The sequence below is a fragment of the Mumia quercus genome (genome assembly GCF_025506335.1).
Taxonomy (GTDB): Bacteria; Actinomycetota; Actinomycetes; order Propionibacteriales; family Nocardioidaceae; genus Mumia; species Mumia quercus.
The window spans coordinates 17,041-32,171 of sequence record NZ_JANZYO010000003.1; the positions used below are offsets into that span (position 1 = coordinate 17,041).

The window sequence follows — 15,131 nt, forward strand, 5'->3', positions numbered from 1 at the left end:
GTTAGGGTGGCCTGATATGAGCATCACGGCGCAACCCGAGTCTTCTGCAACCCGGGGCCGTCGTACCCCCCTCCGGTTCGAGGTCGCCTCCAGCGACCGCCTCACGCGGCACATGCAGCGCGTGGTGTTCTCCAGCCACCAGTTCGACGAGTTCGCCCGCAAGTTCGGCGGCTTCTCCGACTCCTACGTCAAGCTCGTCTTCCTCGTCGACGGGTTCGACTACCCCGATCCGCTCGACCTCGACTTCGTCAAGGAGACGTACCCCGCAGAGGCGCAGCCGACGGTCCGCACGTACACGCTCCGGGCGATCGACCTGGAGCACGGGCGCATCACGATCGACTTCGTCCTGCACGGCGACTCGGGCGTCGCGGGGCCGTGGGCCGCGGCCGCCCGCGTCGGCGACACCCTGCACGTGATGGGCCCCGGTGGCGCCTACGCCCCTGACCCGGGTGCGCCCTGGCACCTCGTCGCGGGCGACGAGGCCGCCCTGCCCGCCATCCAGGCGGCGCTCGAGGCGATGCCAGCCGGCGCGCGGGTCCACGCGTACGTGGAGGTCGACGGGCCTGCCGACGAGCAGCCGGTCGTCAGCGAGGCCGACGTGACGCTCACCTGGCTCCACCGCAACGGCGCGGCTCCGGGGAGCACGACGCTGATCGCCGACGCGGTCCGCGCGCACGAGTGGCCACCGGGGTCGCCGCAGGTGTTCATCCACGGCGAGGCCGGGCTCCTCAAGCAGCTCCGGTCGTACCTGCTCACCGAGCGCGAGGTGCCGCGCGAGCGACTCTCGCTGTCGGGCTACTGGCGCCGCGGTGAGACCGAAGAGGGCTTCCGTGCCTGGAAGGCGAGCCAGCCCAAGGTCTGAGCGCCGGCCTCAGAAGTAGTCGGTCATGAACGGCGTCGCGGCGAACGCGGCGTCGAGCAGGGCGTCGTCGGACGGCTCCCCGCCCTCGGCCAGCCCGGTGGCCCGCAGGGTGGCGACCGGCGTCCCCGCGAACATCGCGGCCATGCCCCGAGGTCCGAGCGTCACCCCTCCCGGCACCTCCGTCCGCCGCAGCACACCGCGCCCTCCGGAGACCGCCAGGACGTACGCGCCGGAGGCCTCGCGGTCGAGCGGGTCGGTCAGCGAGACCGGAACCTCGAGCGAGAGGCCCACTGGGAAGCCGCGCTCCGCGACCGCCGCCGCCGGGTCGAGCAGCCGGAGCATCCACCACTGGGTGGACGTCACCGACAGCTCGTTGTCCGACAGCATCCACAGCAACGGGTCCGTCGGACCGAGCGCGACCCGCGTCGTGGCCCGGACGGACGAGCCCGAGCCGACGAGCCGCCACAGGGCACGCAGCGTTTCCGGGGAGGCGGCGCCGATCGCGTGCACCTGGAAGCGGTCGCCGGCGAACCCGTACGAGAGGGCGCCGTCGTCCCCGAGGTAGGTCAGCACCTCGTCGTCCTCGAGGTCGACCGCCACCTCGGCCGGCTCCCAGTCGAAGGGGCCGCTGTCGCGCCGCGAGCGCACGGGGGCGGCGAGCAGACGCACCACCTCCTCTGCGTCCCCGGCTCCGCCGCGCCGCAGGGCGACGTCGGGGCCGGGCAGCCGGCGGAGGGCGTCCGTGGAGAGGTCGACCACGCGCCGTACGCCGGCGAGCTCGTAGCCGGTGCGTCGGTACGGTGCGACGGTCGCCGGGTAGAGGGCAGACAGCATGAAGCCGAGCGAACGGGCGCGTGCGACGACGGCCTCCATGAGAGCGACGCCCACCCCGGAGCCGCGGTGCTCGGGGGCGACAACCACGCCGCCGATGCCCGCCATCGGCAGCCGCCGGCCGCCCCACCACTGGCCGAACGCGTTGATCCGGGCGGTCGCGACGACCACCCCGCCGTCGTACGCCGCGAGCTGGCGGCCCGCAGCCACGGCGCGCGTGACCATCGCCTTCCACTGGTCGACGTCGGCCAACGACAGCGGACCAAAGGAGCGGGAACGGACGTCGAGCGCAGCGTCCAGGTCGTCGAGCGCAAGGTCACGGATCTCCACGCGGTCGAACCTAACCGCTCGAGCGCACGCCGGGCGAAGGAGTTTTGCGCGGTAGCGTCACCCGTATGCATGTGATCGACGTCACCACCACCGAGAACCTCGAAGGTGCGGCGTACGGCGCCGGCATCTCGCTCATCCAGGAGGACACCGACGTGGAGGGGAGCGGCCCCCGGCTGCATCAGCACCCTTACGCCGAGACCTTCGTGATCCACGCCGGGAGCGCGCTCTTCACCGTCGACGGCGAAGAGCTGGTCGGGAGGGCCGGCCAGGTGATCGTGGTCCCGCCCGACACCCCGCACAAGTTCCGGGTCCTCCCGGGCGGCTACCGCGCCACCCACGTCCACGCCAGCGACACGTTCGAGACCGAATGGCTTGAGGAGGCCGCTGGCGGCGGCGACTACCCTTGAGCCGTGACCGACGCGCCCGCCGCCACCGCACCGACCGCCAAGACCCGCCTCGACACCGTCGAGCACGCCACCGCCACTCCCGACCGGGAGCTGCCGTGGGCGGAGCTGGGACTCAAGCCCGACGAGTACGAGCGGATCCGCGAGATCCTGGGTCGCCGCCCGACCGGCGCCGAGCTCGCGATGTACTCGGTGATGTGGAGCGAGCATTGCTCGTACAAGTCGAGCAAGGTCCACCTCAAGAAGTTCGGTGAGCTCCCGCAGGAGACGCCGCTCGGCAAGACCCTCGCCGGCATCGGCGAGAACGCCGGCGTGATCGACGTCGGCCAGGGCTATGCCGTCACCTTCAAGGTCGAGTCTCACAACCACCCCAGCTACGTCGAGCCGTACCAGGGTGCGGCCACCGGCGTCGGCGGTATCGTCCGCGACATCCTCGCGATGGGCGCACGTCCGGTCGCCGTGATGGACCCGCTGCGCTTCGGCCCGCTCGACGCCCCGGACACCAAGCGCGTGATGCCGGGCATCGTGGCCGGTGTCGGCGGTTACGGCAACTGCCTCGGCCTCCCGAACATCGGCGGCGAGGTCGTCTTCGACGAGACCTACCTCGGCAACCCGCTCGTCAACGCGCTCTGCGTCGGCGTCCTGCGCCACGAGCAGCTGCACACCGCCCACGCCTCGGGCGAGGGCAACAAGGTCGTCCTGTACGGCGCGCGTACCGGTGGTGACGGCATCGGCGGTGTCTCGGTGCTGGCGTCGGAGACCTTCGACGCTGACGGCCCCGCCAAGCGCCCCAGCGTCCAGGTCGGCGACCCGTTCATGGAGAAGCTGCTCATCGAGTGCACGCTCGAGCTCTTCGACGCCGGTGTCGTCGCCGGCATCCAGGATCTCGGCGGCGCCGGCCTCTCGTGCGCGACGAGCGAGCTGGCCAGTGCCGGTGACGGCGGGATGCACGTCGAGCTCGACACCGTGCCGCTGCGCGACTCCACCCTCTCGCCGGAGGAGATCCTCATGAGCGAGTCGCAGGAGCGGATGATGGCGGTCGTCGAGCCGCAGCACCTCGACGCGTTCATGGACATCTGCGAGAAGTGGGACGTCGAGGCGACCGTGGTCGGCGAGGTCACCACGACCGGGCGGCTGGTCATCGACTGGCACGGCGAGACGGTCGTCGACGTGCCGCCGCGCTCGGTCGCGCACGACGGCCCCGTCTACCACCGGCCGTACGCGCGGCCGGAGTGGCAGGACGCGCTGCAGGCCGACACGACCGCGTCGCTCGCGCGCCCGCAGAGCGGTGACGCGCTGCGGGAGACGCTGCTGCAGGTGCTCGCCTCGCCGAACCAGGCCGACAAGTCGTGGGTCACCGACCAGTACGACCGTTACGTCCGCGGCAACACCGTCCTGGCGCAGCCCGAGGACGCCGGCGTGGTCCGGATCGACGACGAGACCAACCTCGGTGTCGCCGTCTCGACCGACTGCAACGGGCGCTTCGCCAAGCTCGACCCGTACGCGGGTGCACAGCTGGCACTCGCCGAGTCGTACCGCAACGTGGGCGTCTCGGGCGCCCTCCCGCTGGCGGTCACCGACTGCCTCAACTTCGGCTCGCCCGAGGACCCTGCGGTGATGTGGCAGTTCGAGCAGGCCACCTCGGGTCTGAAGGACGCGTGCGAGGTGCTCGGGATCCCGGTCACCGGCGGCAACGTGTCGTTCTACAACCAGACGGGGGAGACCGCGATCCTCCCGACCCCGGTCGTCGGCGTGCTCGGTGTCGTCGAGGACGTCACCAAGCGCGTCAAGCAGGGCTTCGCCTCTGACGGTGACGCGGTGCTCGTCCTCGGCACGACTCGCGACGAGCTCGACGGCTCCGCGTGGTCGCAGGTCGTCCACGACCACCTCGGCGGTCTCCCGCCGCAGGTCGACCTCGCCGCGGAGAAGGCGCTCGCCGACCTCATGGTCGACGTCGCCAAGCAGGGCCTCGCCACCGCCGCGCACGACCTGTCGGACGGCGGGCTCGCGATCGCGCTCGCCGAGGCGTCGATGCGCAACGGCGTCGGCGCCACGGTCGCCCTCGAGGAGGATCCGTTCGTCGGGCTCTTCTCCGAGTCGACGGCGCGGGCGCTGGTGGCGGTCGCTCCGGAGAACCTCGACGCGTTCACCGCCCTCGCCGCCTCGTACGGGGTGCCGGTGGCGCGGATCGGGACGACCGGCGGCGCGGACCTGACGGTCGACGGCCAGTTCACGGTGGCCGTCGCCGAGCTGCGCGAGGTCTGGACAGCCACGATCCCGGCGGTCATGGGAGCCTGAGTGCGCTGATCGTGCGGGTTTGGTGCTCATATCCAGCACCAAACCCGCACGATCATGTACGGCGCACCGCGCAGTCGGGTGACGCGCACGGGCGCACGTCACCCTCCCACCCGTACGCATCGCAGGATGCGGGCAAGCTTCACCGCCGTGCGGCACGGCCTGCGGAAGACCTGGCCCCATCCGAGACGGGCGGTCGGGCGCCCTTCACCGAGGACGTCCAGGTCGCGTTCCAGATCGGCGTCCCGCTTCTGCGCGGACTCGTGGTAGAGGCGACCGTCGAGCTCGACGACGAGCACGCCGAGGTCCGCGTCGCGGTAGACCTTGCCGTCGCTCCCTGCGGCCGCGAGCTGCCGACGTGGTGCGGGCAAGCCGTGCGGGCGTTCGACGCGACGCAGATATCCGTGCTCGAGCACCGACTGGGTGCCCGAGGCGATGTCGCCGAGAACGGACTGGAGCCACCGGCGCCTGCGGATCCGCGTGCGCCGGTGCATGACGGACAGGAGGCGCGACGCCGTGGTGCGCCGGTTCGCGCACGCCTGCGCGAGCGTCGCCACGGCATCGACCTCGTCGCCCTCGGCCGCCGCGACGTCGAGCACGGCCTCCTCGTACCGGAGCCGAGGCGGCGAGCGGTTCCACGACACCATCGAGTCGAACGTCGTGCGGCGCGTCACCCGCAGGCCTGGCAGCTCGACGATCTCGCGTCGGCGGTCGACAGCGATCTCGATGACGTCGGGAGCGGTGGAGTTGAGGTGGACCCTTTCGGCGGCGCGGATCGCGGATCGTCCCGCCAGCGCCGCCGGCCACGCGTACAGCACTGCGCCCCATGCCTGCTGCTGCCACGTCGGTGCGCCGGTGTGATCGACGTACACGCCTGCGAACAGCAGACTCAGGTGGCGCTGCTTGAGCAGACGCCTGATCTCGTGCGGGCGGAGCCCGTGGTCGCACAGCTGTCGCCGTGCGACCACTCCGGACTGGCGGGCGCAGAGCTCCTCCCACGGATGCATCGCCCCAGCGTGCTACGGACGGCGGCGCGGACGCGTCGTGCCGTCCACAGGACACAACGTGCGGGTTTGGTGCCGGATATGAGCACCAAACCCGCACCATCCTGTGCGGCGGCGCCGCCTACGCTGGGCGGCGTGATCCCCACCCGCGCGTACGCCCTCGACGCTGCCGCGATCGTCGCCCTGCGCGACGCGCTCGCCCGCTGGCAGCAGTCCGTCGGCATCGACCAGTGGCAGCCCGGCGAGATCGACGCCGCGACCGTCCGCGACCAGATCGCCGCCGGGCAGTGGTGGGTGCTGCGCGACGACGGCGCGCTGAACGCGACGGTCCGGGTCCTCGACGACGACCCGGACGTCTGGGACGACCTCGTCTCGGTCGGCGCCGGCGACGCGCTGTACGTCCACGGGCTGATGGTGCGTCGCCTCCACCGCGGACGGGGTCTGGGGGACGTGCTGCTGGAGTGGGCCGAGGCGCGGGCGCGCGAGGAGGGGCGGGCGTACGTGCGCCTCGACACCGCCGCGACCAACGCGTTCCTGCGCCGCTACTACCGCGACCGCGGATACGTCGAGCGGGGCGAGCGGACCTTCGGCGCGCCCTGGGGGACGCTCGTGCGCCTGGAGAAGTCGCTCGCGTGAGCGTGGGACACTCCCTCGCATGAGGACCCCGTGGTCGCGTCGTTCACTCGGTTCCGCCGAGGACCGCGCGACGTACGAGACGCTGCACACCGCGTCGCTGGCCGCGCCTGCGCTGCGCCGCGGTCTGGACGAGGACAGCGCCGAGAAGGCGATCAAGCACCTGCGCGCCCTCCTCGGGGTGCCGTCGGTCGCCCTCACCGACACCGAGCGGGTCCTCGCCACCGACGGCGCCCGCGGACGCCGTACTGACGTCATGGAGCTCGCCCGCGAGGTCATCTCGGCGGGGACGACCCAGGCCTTCAGCACGCCGCGCTCCCCGTACCCGCACGCGATCGTGGCGCCGCTGAGCGTCGAGGACGCCGTCGTGGGTGCGGTCGTGGTCAGCTCGCCGGCCGCGTCCGCCGGGCTCGCGAGGACGACCACCGAGGTCGCCCGATGGGTGTCGAGCCAGCTGGAGCTCGCCGAGCTCGACAAGTCGCGCACCGCGCTGATGGAGGCGGAGCTGCGGGCGCTGCGGGCCCAGATCTCGCCCCACTTCGTCTACAACTCCCTCGGCGCGATCGCGTCGTTCGTCCGGACCGACCCCGAGCGGGCGCGCGAGCTCCTGCTGGAGTTCGCCGACTTCACCCGCTACTCCTTCCGGCGCCACGGCGAGTTCACGACGCTGGCCGACGAGCTGCGGTCGATCGAGCGCTACCTGGTGCTCGAGAAGGCACGCTTCGGCGACCGGCTGCACGTGACCGTCCAGGTCGCGCCGGAGGTGCTGAGCGTGACCCTCCCGTTCCTCTCGATCCAGCCGCTGGTCGAGAACGCCGTCCGGCACGGTCTCGAGCGCAAGGCCGGCGGCGGCAACGTCGTGGTGATCGCGCGCGACGCCGGCAACGAGGCCGTGATCACGGTCGAGGACGACGGGGCGGGAGAGGACCCCGACCGCGTACGCCGGGCGCTGGCGGGCGACCCGTCCACCGACTCCGTCGGGCTGGGGAACGTCGACGAGCGCATGCGCACCGTCTACGGCAACGCGTACGGGATCGTCATCGAGACCGCGCCGGGCGCCGGGACGAAGGTGAGCGTCCGCGTCCCGAAGTACGCGCCCGGGGCCGCCCGCTGATCGGGTGCGTGACGGGGGCCACACCCGCGTCCTAGACTCGTGCGCCATGGGTCTCCACGTCCTCGTCGCCGACGACGAGCAGCCGGTCCTGGACGAGCTGGTCTACCTGCTCGGCCGGGACGAGCGTGTGAGCCAGGTCCGCGCCGTCGCCTCCGGAGCAGACGTCCTCCGCGCCCTCGAGGCCGAGCCGGTGGACGCGGTGTTCCTCGACATCGCGATGCCGGCGCTGTCGGGTCTGGAGGTCGCCCGGGTGCTGGCGCGCTTCCGGACCCAGCCCAAGGTCGTGTTCGTCACCGCCCACGAGGACCACGCCGTCGACGCCTGGGACCTCGACGCCGTCGACTACGTGCTGAAGCCGGTCTCCGAGGACCGCCTGCGCGAGACCGTACGCCGCGTCGTGGGCGCGCGCTCGCCCCAGGTCGCCTCCCCGGCCTCCGACGACGAGGTCGTGGCGGTAGAGCTCGCCGGGGTCACGCGGTTCGTGCCGCGCTCGAGCGTCGCCTACGTCGAGGCGCAGGGCGACTACGTGCGGCTCCACACCACCGAGGGTGAGAGCCACCTCCTCCGGACGCCGTTGATGACGCTGGAGCACGACTGGGCGCCGGCGGGGTTCGTCCGGATCCACCGCAGCCTTCTCGTCTCGTCGGCTCGCGTCCGCGAGGTCCGTACGGTCTCGGGCCGCTGCTCCGTCCTCGTCGACGCGGGCGGCCCTCCGTACACCGAGCTCCAGGTCGCCCGGCGCCACACCCGCGACCTGCGCGACCTCGTCCAGCAGCGCGCGCGCTCGGGTGGCTGAGGTGGCCGCCGACGACGCGCCCGCACGGGTCCGGATCACCAGCCCGCAGACGACGGCGCGCCCGCACCGGCGCCGTACGGTCGAGCAGGAGATCGACGAGGAGACCGCGATCGGCGAGGTCTACATGCGCTCCCTCGTGCGGTCGCAGCTGCGTCTCGCGCTCGCGGTCGCCGCTGTGCTGGTGCTCCTCGTCGGGAGCCTCCCGCTGCTGTTCGTGCTGTCCGGTCTCGACACCGTCACCGTGGCGTCGGTCCCGTTGCCGTGGTGGTTGCTGGGAGCGGCGGTCTACCCCGTGCTCTTCGTCATCGGCTGGGTGTTCGTCCGTGCCTCCGAGCGCAACGAGCGGGCGTTCAGCGACCTGGTCGAGAGGCCGTGAACAGCTCGTACGCGGCCGTGGCCGTCACCGTGGTGGCGCTGCTGACGCTGGGCATCGGGTTGTTCGGGCTGCGCATCAGCCGCACCACGTCCGACTTCTACGTCGCGTCGCGGTCGGTGAGCCCGCTCTGGAACTCCTCGGCCATCGGTGGGGAGTACCTCTCGGCCGCCTCGTACCTCGGCATCGCCGGGCTCGTCCTCACCCTCGGTGCCGACATGCTGTGGTTCCCGGTGGGCTGGACGGCGGGCTACCTCGTCCTGCTGGCGTTCGTCGCGGCGCCGCTGCGCCGCTCCGGCGCGTACACGCTGCCGGACTTCACCCAGATCCGCGTCCAGTCCAGCGTCGCCCGCGCCGTGGCGAGCGTGCTCGTGGTGGTCATCGGGTGGCTCTACCTGATGCCGCAGTTCCAGGGCGCCGGTCTGGTTCTCCACACCGTGACCGGGGCGCCGATCTGGGCCGGGTCCGTCCTCGTCGCCGCGATCGTCGTCGTCAACGTCGTCTCCGGCGGCATGCGCAGCATCACGTTCGTCCAGGCGTTCCAGTACTGGCTCAAGCTGACCGCGCTCCTCGTGCCGCTCGTCTTCCTGCTGCACGCGTGGACCGAGGACGGGCGTCCCACCCCGACCGGCGCGGGCGCCTCGGAGGCGTGGCTGTCGCCCATGGCCGCGGACACGACGTCGCTCGCGCTCTACGGCACGTACTCGCTGATCGTCGCCACGTTCCTCGGCACGATGGGGCTGCCGCACGTCGTCGTGCGCTTCTACACCAACCCCGACGGGCGTGCCGCGCGCAGGACGACGCTGATCGTCCTGGCCCTGCTCGGCGCGTTCTACCTGCTGCCGACGGCGTACGGGGTGATCGGCCGGGTGTACGCCGGCGACCTGGCCGGGACGGGCAGCAGCGACATCGTCGTCCTCGAGCTCCCGCTCCGGGTGATCGGCGGCACCCTCGGCGACGTGCTGGGCGCGCTGCTGACGGCGGGCGCCTTCGCGGCGTTCCTGTCGACGTCCTCCGGGCTCACCATGTCGCTCGCGGGCGTGCTCGCCCAGGGCTCGCTCGGGCGTCGCGCCCTCGGGCCGGTCGCCGCCGTACGCGCGGGTGCCGTCGTCGGGACCGTCTTCCCGCTCGGCCTCGCCCTGGCCTCGGACCAGATCGCCGTGGCCAGCTCGGTCGGGTTCGCGTTCGCCGTGGCGGCGTCGACCTTCTGCCCCCTGCTCGTCCTCGGGATCTGGTGGCGCCGGCTCACAGCCGCCGGGGCGATCGCGGGGATGCTCGCGGGCGGGATCGGGGCCGGTGGCGCCGTCGTCGCGACCATCGTCCGCGGCAGCGACGACGGCTGGCTCGACCTCCTGCTGTCGCGCCCCGCGGCCTGGTCGGTGCCGCTCGCGTTCGCCGTGATGGTCCTCGTGTCGCTCGCGACCCAGCACCGCCGGCCGTCCAACGTGGCCCGCACGATGGTGCGGCTGCACACGCCGGAGCGGCTCCGGCTCGACCGGGCGGACCGCTAGCTGCCGAGCATCTCCACCTCGAGCAGGTTCTCCGGGATGCCGAAGGCGTCGACCAGGTCGCCGGCGTACGGGCGCAGCCGCTCGCAGAGCGCGTTGACGGAGGTCGTCACGTTCTTGGCCCGGCCGACCGACAGCCGCCGGTGCTCGAGGAACCACGCCTTGTCCTGCTCGACGACGCTCAGCGCGTACAGGTCGCAGACCGCGTCGAGGATCTCGCGGGTCTCGTCGTCCTCGACCTCGCCGACGGTGGCGACGAACGACTCCAGCACCACCCGCTCCACGTGCGCCCGGCCGAGGTGGACGAGGTGGTCCTGCGCCTGGTTGACCGCTGTGAAGGCCTCCTCCCCGGTGGCCTTGCGGGCCGCCTGCATCCGGCGGGCGAGCGTCTCGAGGAGGTGCTCCTCGCGGTCGGTGAGCAGGCTGAGCTGCGTCCCGCGGTCCAGGAGGTCGGGCTCGTCGCCCTCGCGGCGGGTCGCGTCGCGCAGCCGGGCGACCAACGGCGCGACCGGGGTGCGCTCGAGCACGACCTCTGCGGCGTTGGCGACGGCGAACGAGGCCATCCCCACCGGGTCGAGGCCACGGACCTCGTCGGCGTACCCGGTCAGCAACTCCTTCCCGACCAGCTGCATCAGCACCGTGTTGTCGCCCTCGAAGGTGGTGAAGACGTCGGTGTCGGCCTTCAGGGAGGTCAGGCGGTTGGCGGCCATGTAGCCGGCGCCACCGCAGGCCTCCCGGCACTCCTGGATCGTCGCCGTCGCGTGCCACGACGCGTACGCCTTCACGCCCGCGGCCAGCGCCTCGAGCTCGCGCTGCTCCGTCGGGTCCGCCGGTGTGCCGCCGCCCTGGATGCGGGCGAGCGTGCCGACGAGGTCGTTCTGCGCGGTCTGGAGGGCGTACGCGCGCGCGAGCGCGGGCAGCAGCCGGCGCTGGTGGGTCCGGTAGTCCATCAGCAGGGTCTCGCCGTCGGTGCCGGGACGGCCGAACTGGCGCCGCTTCAGGGCGTACCGCACGGCCAGCGTCAACGCGTGCCGCGCAGCTGCACCACTCGCACCGGCGATGCTCACGCGCCCGCGGATCAGCGTGCCGAGCATCGTGAAGAAGCGACGGTTCGGGTTCTCGATGGGGGAGGAGTAGGAGCCGTCCTCGGCGACCGTCGCGTACTGGTCGAGGAGGTTCTCGCGCGGCACGCGGACCTGGTCGAAGACGATGCGACCGTTGTCGACGCCGTTGAGGCCGCCCTTGACCCCGCAGTCGGAGGTCGTGACGCCGGGGAGGTCACGGCCGTCGGCGTCGCGGATCGGGACGAGCAGGCAGTGCACGCCCCGCGACTGCGGCGTCTCGCCCGGGCCGGCGGTCACGAGCTGCGCGAAGACCGCCGCGAGCGTCGCGTCGTGAGCCGCGCCGCCGATGTAGTCCTTGCGGGCGGTCGGGGTCGGCGAGTCGATCACGAACTCTCCGGTCTCGGCGTCGTACGTCGCTGTCGTCTCGATGCTCTGGACGTCGCTGCCGTGCCCGGTCTCGGTCATCGCGAAGCAGCCGAGGAGGTCGCCGTTGATGACGCGAGGCAGGTACGCCTGGTGGTGCCGGTCGGTGCCGAGGTTCTCGATGGCGCCACCGAACAGGCCCCACTGGACGCCGGCCTTGACCATCAGCGAGACGTCGCTGTGGACGAGCATCTCGAAGCCGACGAGCGTCGCGGCGATGTCGCCGGTGCCTCCGTGCGACGTCGCGAAGCCGGCGCCGGGCAGGCCGGTGGACGCGAGGGCGAGGACGGCCTCGCGTACGCGGGTGCGCTGCTCGTCGAGCGCCAGCGTCGGGTCGGTCAGGACCCCGGTCGCTGCCAGCTGGTCACGGCTCACGTCACGCGCTGCGGCGTACGGGCCGTCGAGGACGGAGCGGAGGGAGATCGCGAGGTCGGCCATGCCTCGACGCTACCCGGTGGCTGTTGTGAGCGAGACCACCCTTCGGCCGCTCCGGTTTCGGCTGACGCCGACCTAGCATCGGAACGAAACTGTTTCGTTTCGATAGTCGTGTGTTTCGATCGAGGGGGATGGGTGAGCAGTCGTCTGACGCCCGAGCGCACCGACGAGCTGTACGCGGCGGTGCTGCGCCTGCTCACCGAGCTCGGGTACGACAAGCTCACGATGGATCGCATCGCTGAAGAGACGCGGTCCAGCAAGGCGACGCTCTACCGCCAGTGGGGGAGCAAGGAAGCCCTGGTCGTGGCCGCCTTCGACGCGCACGCGCCGGAGGTGCCCTCCGTCGTCGAGACGGGGTCGCTGCGCGGCGACTTCCTCGCGCTGTACCGGGTGATCAACGAGGTCGACCCCGACATCGCGCTCGCCGGGGCCGTCCTCCACGCCTGCCAGACCCACCCGACGCTCGCCGAGTCGCTGCACGACCGTGTCATCGCCTCACGGGTCGGCGTCGTCGACGAGGTGCTGCGCCGTGCCGTCGCCCGTGGCGAGATCGACCCCGACAACCCGGCGATCCCGTTCCTCGTCCCGACCTTGGTCGGCCCGGCGATGGTCCGCGAGCTCATCGAGCGCAAGCCGGCCGACATGACCTACCTCGCTGCGTTCCTGGACGCCGTGATCCTGCCCGCCCTGGGCATCACCACCACACCCTGACCCGCACCCGCGCCTGCGGGCGCTCGACCCACAGGAGACACCGTGTCCTGGTCCCTCTACCGTCTCGGACGGTGGGCGTTCCGCCACCGCAAAGGCGTCCTCGTCGCGTGGCTGATCGCCCTGGTGCTCGCCGGCACCGGCGCAGCCACCCTCTCGGGCAAGACGTCCGACAACTTCTCGATGCCGGGGCTGGAGTCGGTCGAGGCGTTCGACCTGATGAAGGAGCGCAACCCGCAGGCTGCCGCTGACGGCGCGACCGCGCGCATCGTCTTCGAGGCGCCCGAGGGTGCGAAGGTCACCGACCCGGAGTACGCCGCCGCCGTCACCGAGACCGTCGACTCCTTCGCCGGGCAGGACGGCGTGGTCAACGCCGTCGACCCGTTCGAGGCGGGACAGGTCTCGCCCGACGAGACGGTCGCGTACACGACGATCTCGTACGCGAAGCAGTCGATCGACCTCAGCGCAGCGCAGGTCGACGCGCTCGAGGAGGCACCGGAGATCGGCCGTGAGGCCGGCATGACCGTCGAGATCGGCGGTGACGCGCTGATGGAGATCCCGGAGACCGGCGCGTCGGAGGCGATCGGCGTCGTCGTCGCGCTGGTGGTCCTCATCTTCACCTTCGGCTCCCTGGTCGCCGCGGGCATGCCGCTGCTCACGGCGCTGATCGGCGTCGGGATCGGCATCGCCGGCATCACGACACTCACCGGCTTCGTGTCGCTGGGCTCGACGACGCCGATCCTTGCGACGATGCTCGGCCTGGCCGTCGGCATCGACTACGCCTTGTTCATCGTGTCGCGCCACCGCCACGAGGTGATGATCGGCCGCGACCCGGAGGAGGCTGCAGGGCGCGCGGTCGGTACGGCCGGCAGCGCGGTCGTCTTCGCCGGCCTCACCGTGGTCATCGCACTCGTCGGCCTGTCGGTCGTCAACATCTCGCTCCTGACCGAGATGGGTCTCGCCGCCGCGGCCACGGTCGCGATCGCCGTCCTCATCGCGCTCACGCTGCTGCCCGCGCTGTTCGGCTTCGCGAAGAAGCGCATCGTCAAGGGCAAGATCCCGGGCCTGCGTCAGCACGACCCGGAGGCCGACGACCACTCCGACAAGCCCGCCATGGGCCAGCGCTGGGCGTCGTTCGTCTCGCGGCGCAAGGCCGTCGTCGCCGTCCTCGGCGTCGCCATCGCCGCAGTCGTGTCGATCCCGGTGATGTCGCTGGAGGAGTCGCTGCCCGACGACGGCACCGCGGCGACGGACACGACGCAGCGCAAGGCGTACGACATGATCGCCGACAGCTTCGGCGCCGGTGCGAACGGTCCGCTCCTCGTCGTCGTCGACACCGCGAAGGCCGACGACGCCGAGGCTGCGGTCGGCGCAGCGACGGAGGCGATCGAAGGCGTCGAGGAGGATGTCGCCGCGGTGGTGCCGGGGCAGCCGATCCCCGACGCCGACCTGACGACGATCACCGTGGTCCCGAAGAGTGGCCCGGCCGAGGCTGCGACGCAGGAGCTCGTCGGCAACATCCGCGACGCGGTGGCGTCCGTCCAGGACGACACCGGTGCCGAGGTGTACGTGAGCGGGCAGACCGCGGTGTCGGTCGACGTGTCGGAGAAGCTCGCCGACGCCCTACCCGTCTACCTCGCGCTCGTCGTCGGGCTGGCGTTCCTGCTGCTGATCCTGGTGTTCCGGTCGCTGCTGGTGCCGCTGTCGGCGGTGCTCGGGTTCCTGTTCACCATCGGGATGGCGCTCGGTGCGACGGTGGCGGTGTTCCAGTGGGGCTGGCTGTCCGACCTGTTCGGAGTCGACACGCCGGGCCCGATCATCAGCATCCTGCCGCTGCTCATGGTCGGCATCCTGTTCGGCCTGGCGATGGACTACCAGGTGTTCCTCGTGTCGCGGATGCGTGAGGAGTTCGTGCACACCGGTGACGCGAAGGCGGCGGTGGTCACCGGCTTCAGCCACAGCGCCCGTGTCGTCACCGCGGCCGCGATCATCATGATCTCGGTGTTCGGCAGCTTCATCATCAGCGACATGGCGATGATCAAGCCGATCGGCTTCGGACTGGCGTTCGGCATCCTCGCCGACGCGTTCCTGGTCCGGATGACCCTCATCCCCGCGTTCATGGCGATCGCCGGGAAGTCCGCATGGTGGCTGCCGAAGTGGCTCGACAAGCCGATCCCGAACCTCGACATCGAGGGCGACCAGCTCACCAAGCGTCTTGCCGCCCAGGAGCAGAAGGAGCCCGCGTCGACGGGCGCGGCGGGATCGCGCTGACGCCACCGGTGTGAGCCGAGGGTGCGTCCGCTCGGGTACCCCAGCGGACGCACCCCGCCCCGACTGTGCACGGTCGGGTG

General features: G+C 71.8%; 13 protein-coding genes. 10 read left to right on the forward strand and 3 right to left on the reverse strand.

All coding sequences use genetic code 11. The annotated features are described in order from the left end of the window. Positions 1-16: 16 nt before the first annotated feature. Positions 17-862, forward strand: a complete 846-nt coding sequence (locus NYZ95_RS06705; RefSeq protein ID WP_262850002.1) for a siderophore-interacting protein — start codon at positions 17-19, stop codon at positions 860-862. Between the two features lie 9 nt (positions 863-871). Here NYZ95_RS06705 and NYZ95_RS06710 read toward each other — a convergent pair whose 3' ends face one another. Next, positions 872-2,023, reverse strand: a complete 1,152-nt coding sequence (locus NYZ95_RS06710) for a GNAT family N-acetyltransferase (protein ID WP_262850004.1) — start codon at positions 2,021-2,023, stop codon at positions 872-874. Between the two features lie 65 nt (positions 2,024-2,088). Here NYZ95_RS06710 and NYZ95_RS06715 point away from each other — a divergent pair, with 65 nt between their 5' ends. After that, positions 2,089-2,430, forward strand: a complete 342-nt coding sequence (locus NYZ95_RS06715) for a cupin domain-containing protein (RefSeq protein ID WP_262850006.1) — start codon at positions 2,089-2,091, stop codon at positions 2,428-2,430. 3 nt (positions 2,431-2,433) lie between these two features. Continuing rightward, on the forward strand, positions 2,434-4,725 hold the full coding sequence (purL, locus tag NYZ95_RS06720) for a phosphoribosylformylglycinamidine synthase subunit PurL (protein ID WP_262850008.1): 2,292 nt from the start codon (positions 2,434-2,436) through the stop codon (positions 4,723-4,725). 98 nt (positions 4,726-4,823) lie between these two features. Here the strand turns inward: purL and NYZ95_RS06725 are convergent, their stop codons facing one another. After that, positions 4,824-5,729 carry a putative endonuclease domain-containing protein gene (locus tag NYZ95_RS06725; RefSeq protein WP_262850010.1) on the reverse strand — a complete coding sequence of 302 codons (906 nt, stop codon included), beginning with the start codon at positions 5,727-5,729 and terminating at the stop codon, positions 4,824-4,826. A gap of 132 nt (positions 5,730-5,861) precedes the next feature. Between NYZ95_RS06725 and NYZ95_RS06730 the strand changes: the two genes are divergently transcribed. From NYZ95_RS06730 to NYZ95_RS06750, 5 genes are read left to right on the forward strand one after another with little or no spacing between them, the layout of a single operon-like run. Then, positions 5,862-6,362: a GNAT family N-acetyltransferase gene (locus tag NYZ95_RS06730; protein ID WP_262850012.1), complete on the forward strand. Its 501-nt coding sequence runs from the start codon at positions 5,862-5,864 to the stop codon at positions 6,360-6,362. A gap of 19 nt (positions 6,363-6,381) precedes the next feature. After that, on the forward strand, positions 6,382-7,473 hold the full coding sequence (locus NYZ95_RS06735; RefSeq protein WP_262850014.1) for a sensor histidine kinase: 1,092 nt from the start codon (positions 6,382-6,384) through the stop codon (positions 7,471-7,473). 46 nt (positions 7,474-7,519) lie between these two features. Beyond that, on the forward strand, positions 7,520-8,269 hold the full coding sequence (locus NYZ95_RS06740; RefSeq protein WP_262850016.1) for a LytR/AlgR family response regulator transcription factor: 750 nt from the start codon (positions 7,520-7,522) through the stop codon (positions 8,267-8,269). Between the two features lies 1 nt (position 8,270). Beyond that, entirely contained in the window at positions 8,271-8,645 is a 375-nt protein-coding gene (locus tag NYZ95_RS06745; RefSeq protein ID WP_262850018.1) for a hypothetical protein, read from the forward strand. Beyond that, positions 8,642-10,153 carry a sodium/solute symporter gene (locus tag NYZ95_RS06750; RefSeq protein WP_262850020.1) on the forward strand — a complete coding sequence of 504 codons (1,512 nt, stop codon included), beginning with the start codon at positions 8,642-8,644 and terminating at the stop codon, positions 10,151-10,153. The genes NYZ95_RS06745 and NYZ95_RS06750 overlap by 4 nt, the downstream gene beginning before the upstream one ends. Here NYZ95_RS06750 and NYZ95_RS06755 read toward each other — a convergent pair. After that, complete coding sequence (locus tag NYZ95_RS06755) at positions 10,150-12,075, reverse strand: acyl-CoA dehydrogenase family protein (RefSeq protein WP_262850022.1); 1,926 nt, start codon at positions 12,073-12,075, stop codon at positions 10,150-10,152. The genes NYZ95_RS06750 and NYZ95_RS06755 overlap by 4 nt on opposite strands. 132 nt (positions 12,076-12,207) lie before the next feature. Here NYZ95_RS06755 and NYZ95_RS06760 point away from each other — a divergent pair, with 132 nt between their 5' ends. Both NYZ95_RS06760 and NYZ95_RS06765 read left to right on the forward strand, forming a co-directional pair. After that, entirely contained in the window at positions 12,208-12,783 is a 576-nt protein-coding gene (locus tag NYZ95_RS06760) for a TetR/AcrR family transcriptional regulator (RefSeq protein WP_262850024.1), read from the forward strand. Between the two features lie 42 nt (positions 12,784-12,825). Beyond that, positions 12,826-15,051 carry an MMPL family transporter gene (locus NYZ95_RS06765; protein ID WP_262850026.1) on the forward strand — a complete coding sequence of 742 codons (2,226 nt, stop codon included), beginning with the start codon at positions 12,826-12,828 and terminating at the stop codon, positions 15,049-15,051. Positions 15,052-15,131: the final 80 nt, after the last annotated feature.

Coding starts and splice junctions, on each gene's coding strand:
- NYZ95_RS06705 (WP_262850002.1), top strand. CDS start 17: ATGAGCATCACGGCGCAACCCGAGTCTTCTGCAACCCGGGGCCGTCGT.
- NYZ95_RS06715 (WP_262850006.1), top strand. CDS start 2,089: ATGCATGTGATCGACGTCACCACCACCGAGAACCTCGAAGGTGCGGCG.
- NYZ95_RS06725 (WP_262850010.1), bottom strand. CDS start 5,729: ATGCATCCGTGGGAGGAGCTCTGCGCCCGCCAGTCCGGAGTGGTCGCA.
- NYZ95_RS06735 (WP_262850014.1), top strand. CDS start 6,382: ATGAGGACCCCGTGGTCGCGTCGTTCACTCGGTTCCGCCGAGGACCGC.
- NYZ95_RS06740 (WP_262850016.1), top strand. CDS start 7,520: ATGGGTCTCCACGTCCTCGTCGCCGACGACGAGCAGCCGGTCCTGGAC.
- NYZ95_RS06755 (WP_262850022.1), bottom strand. CDS start 12,075: ATGGCCGACCTCGCGATCTCCCTCCGCTCCGTCCTCGACGGCCCGTAC.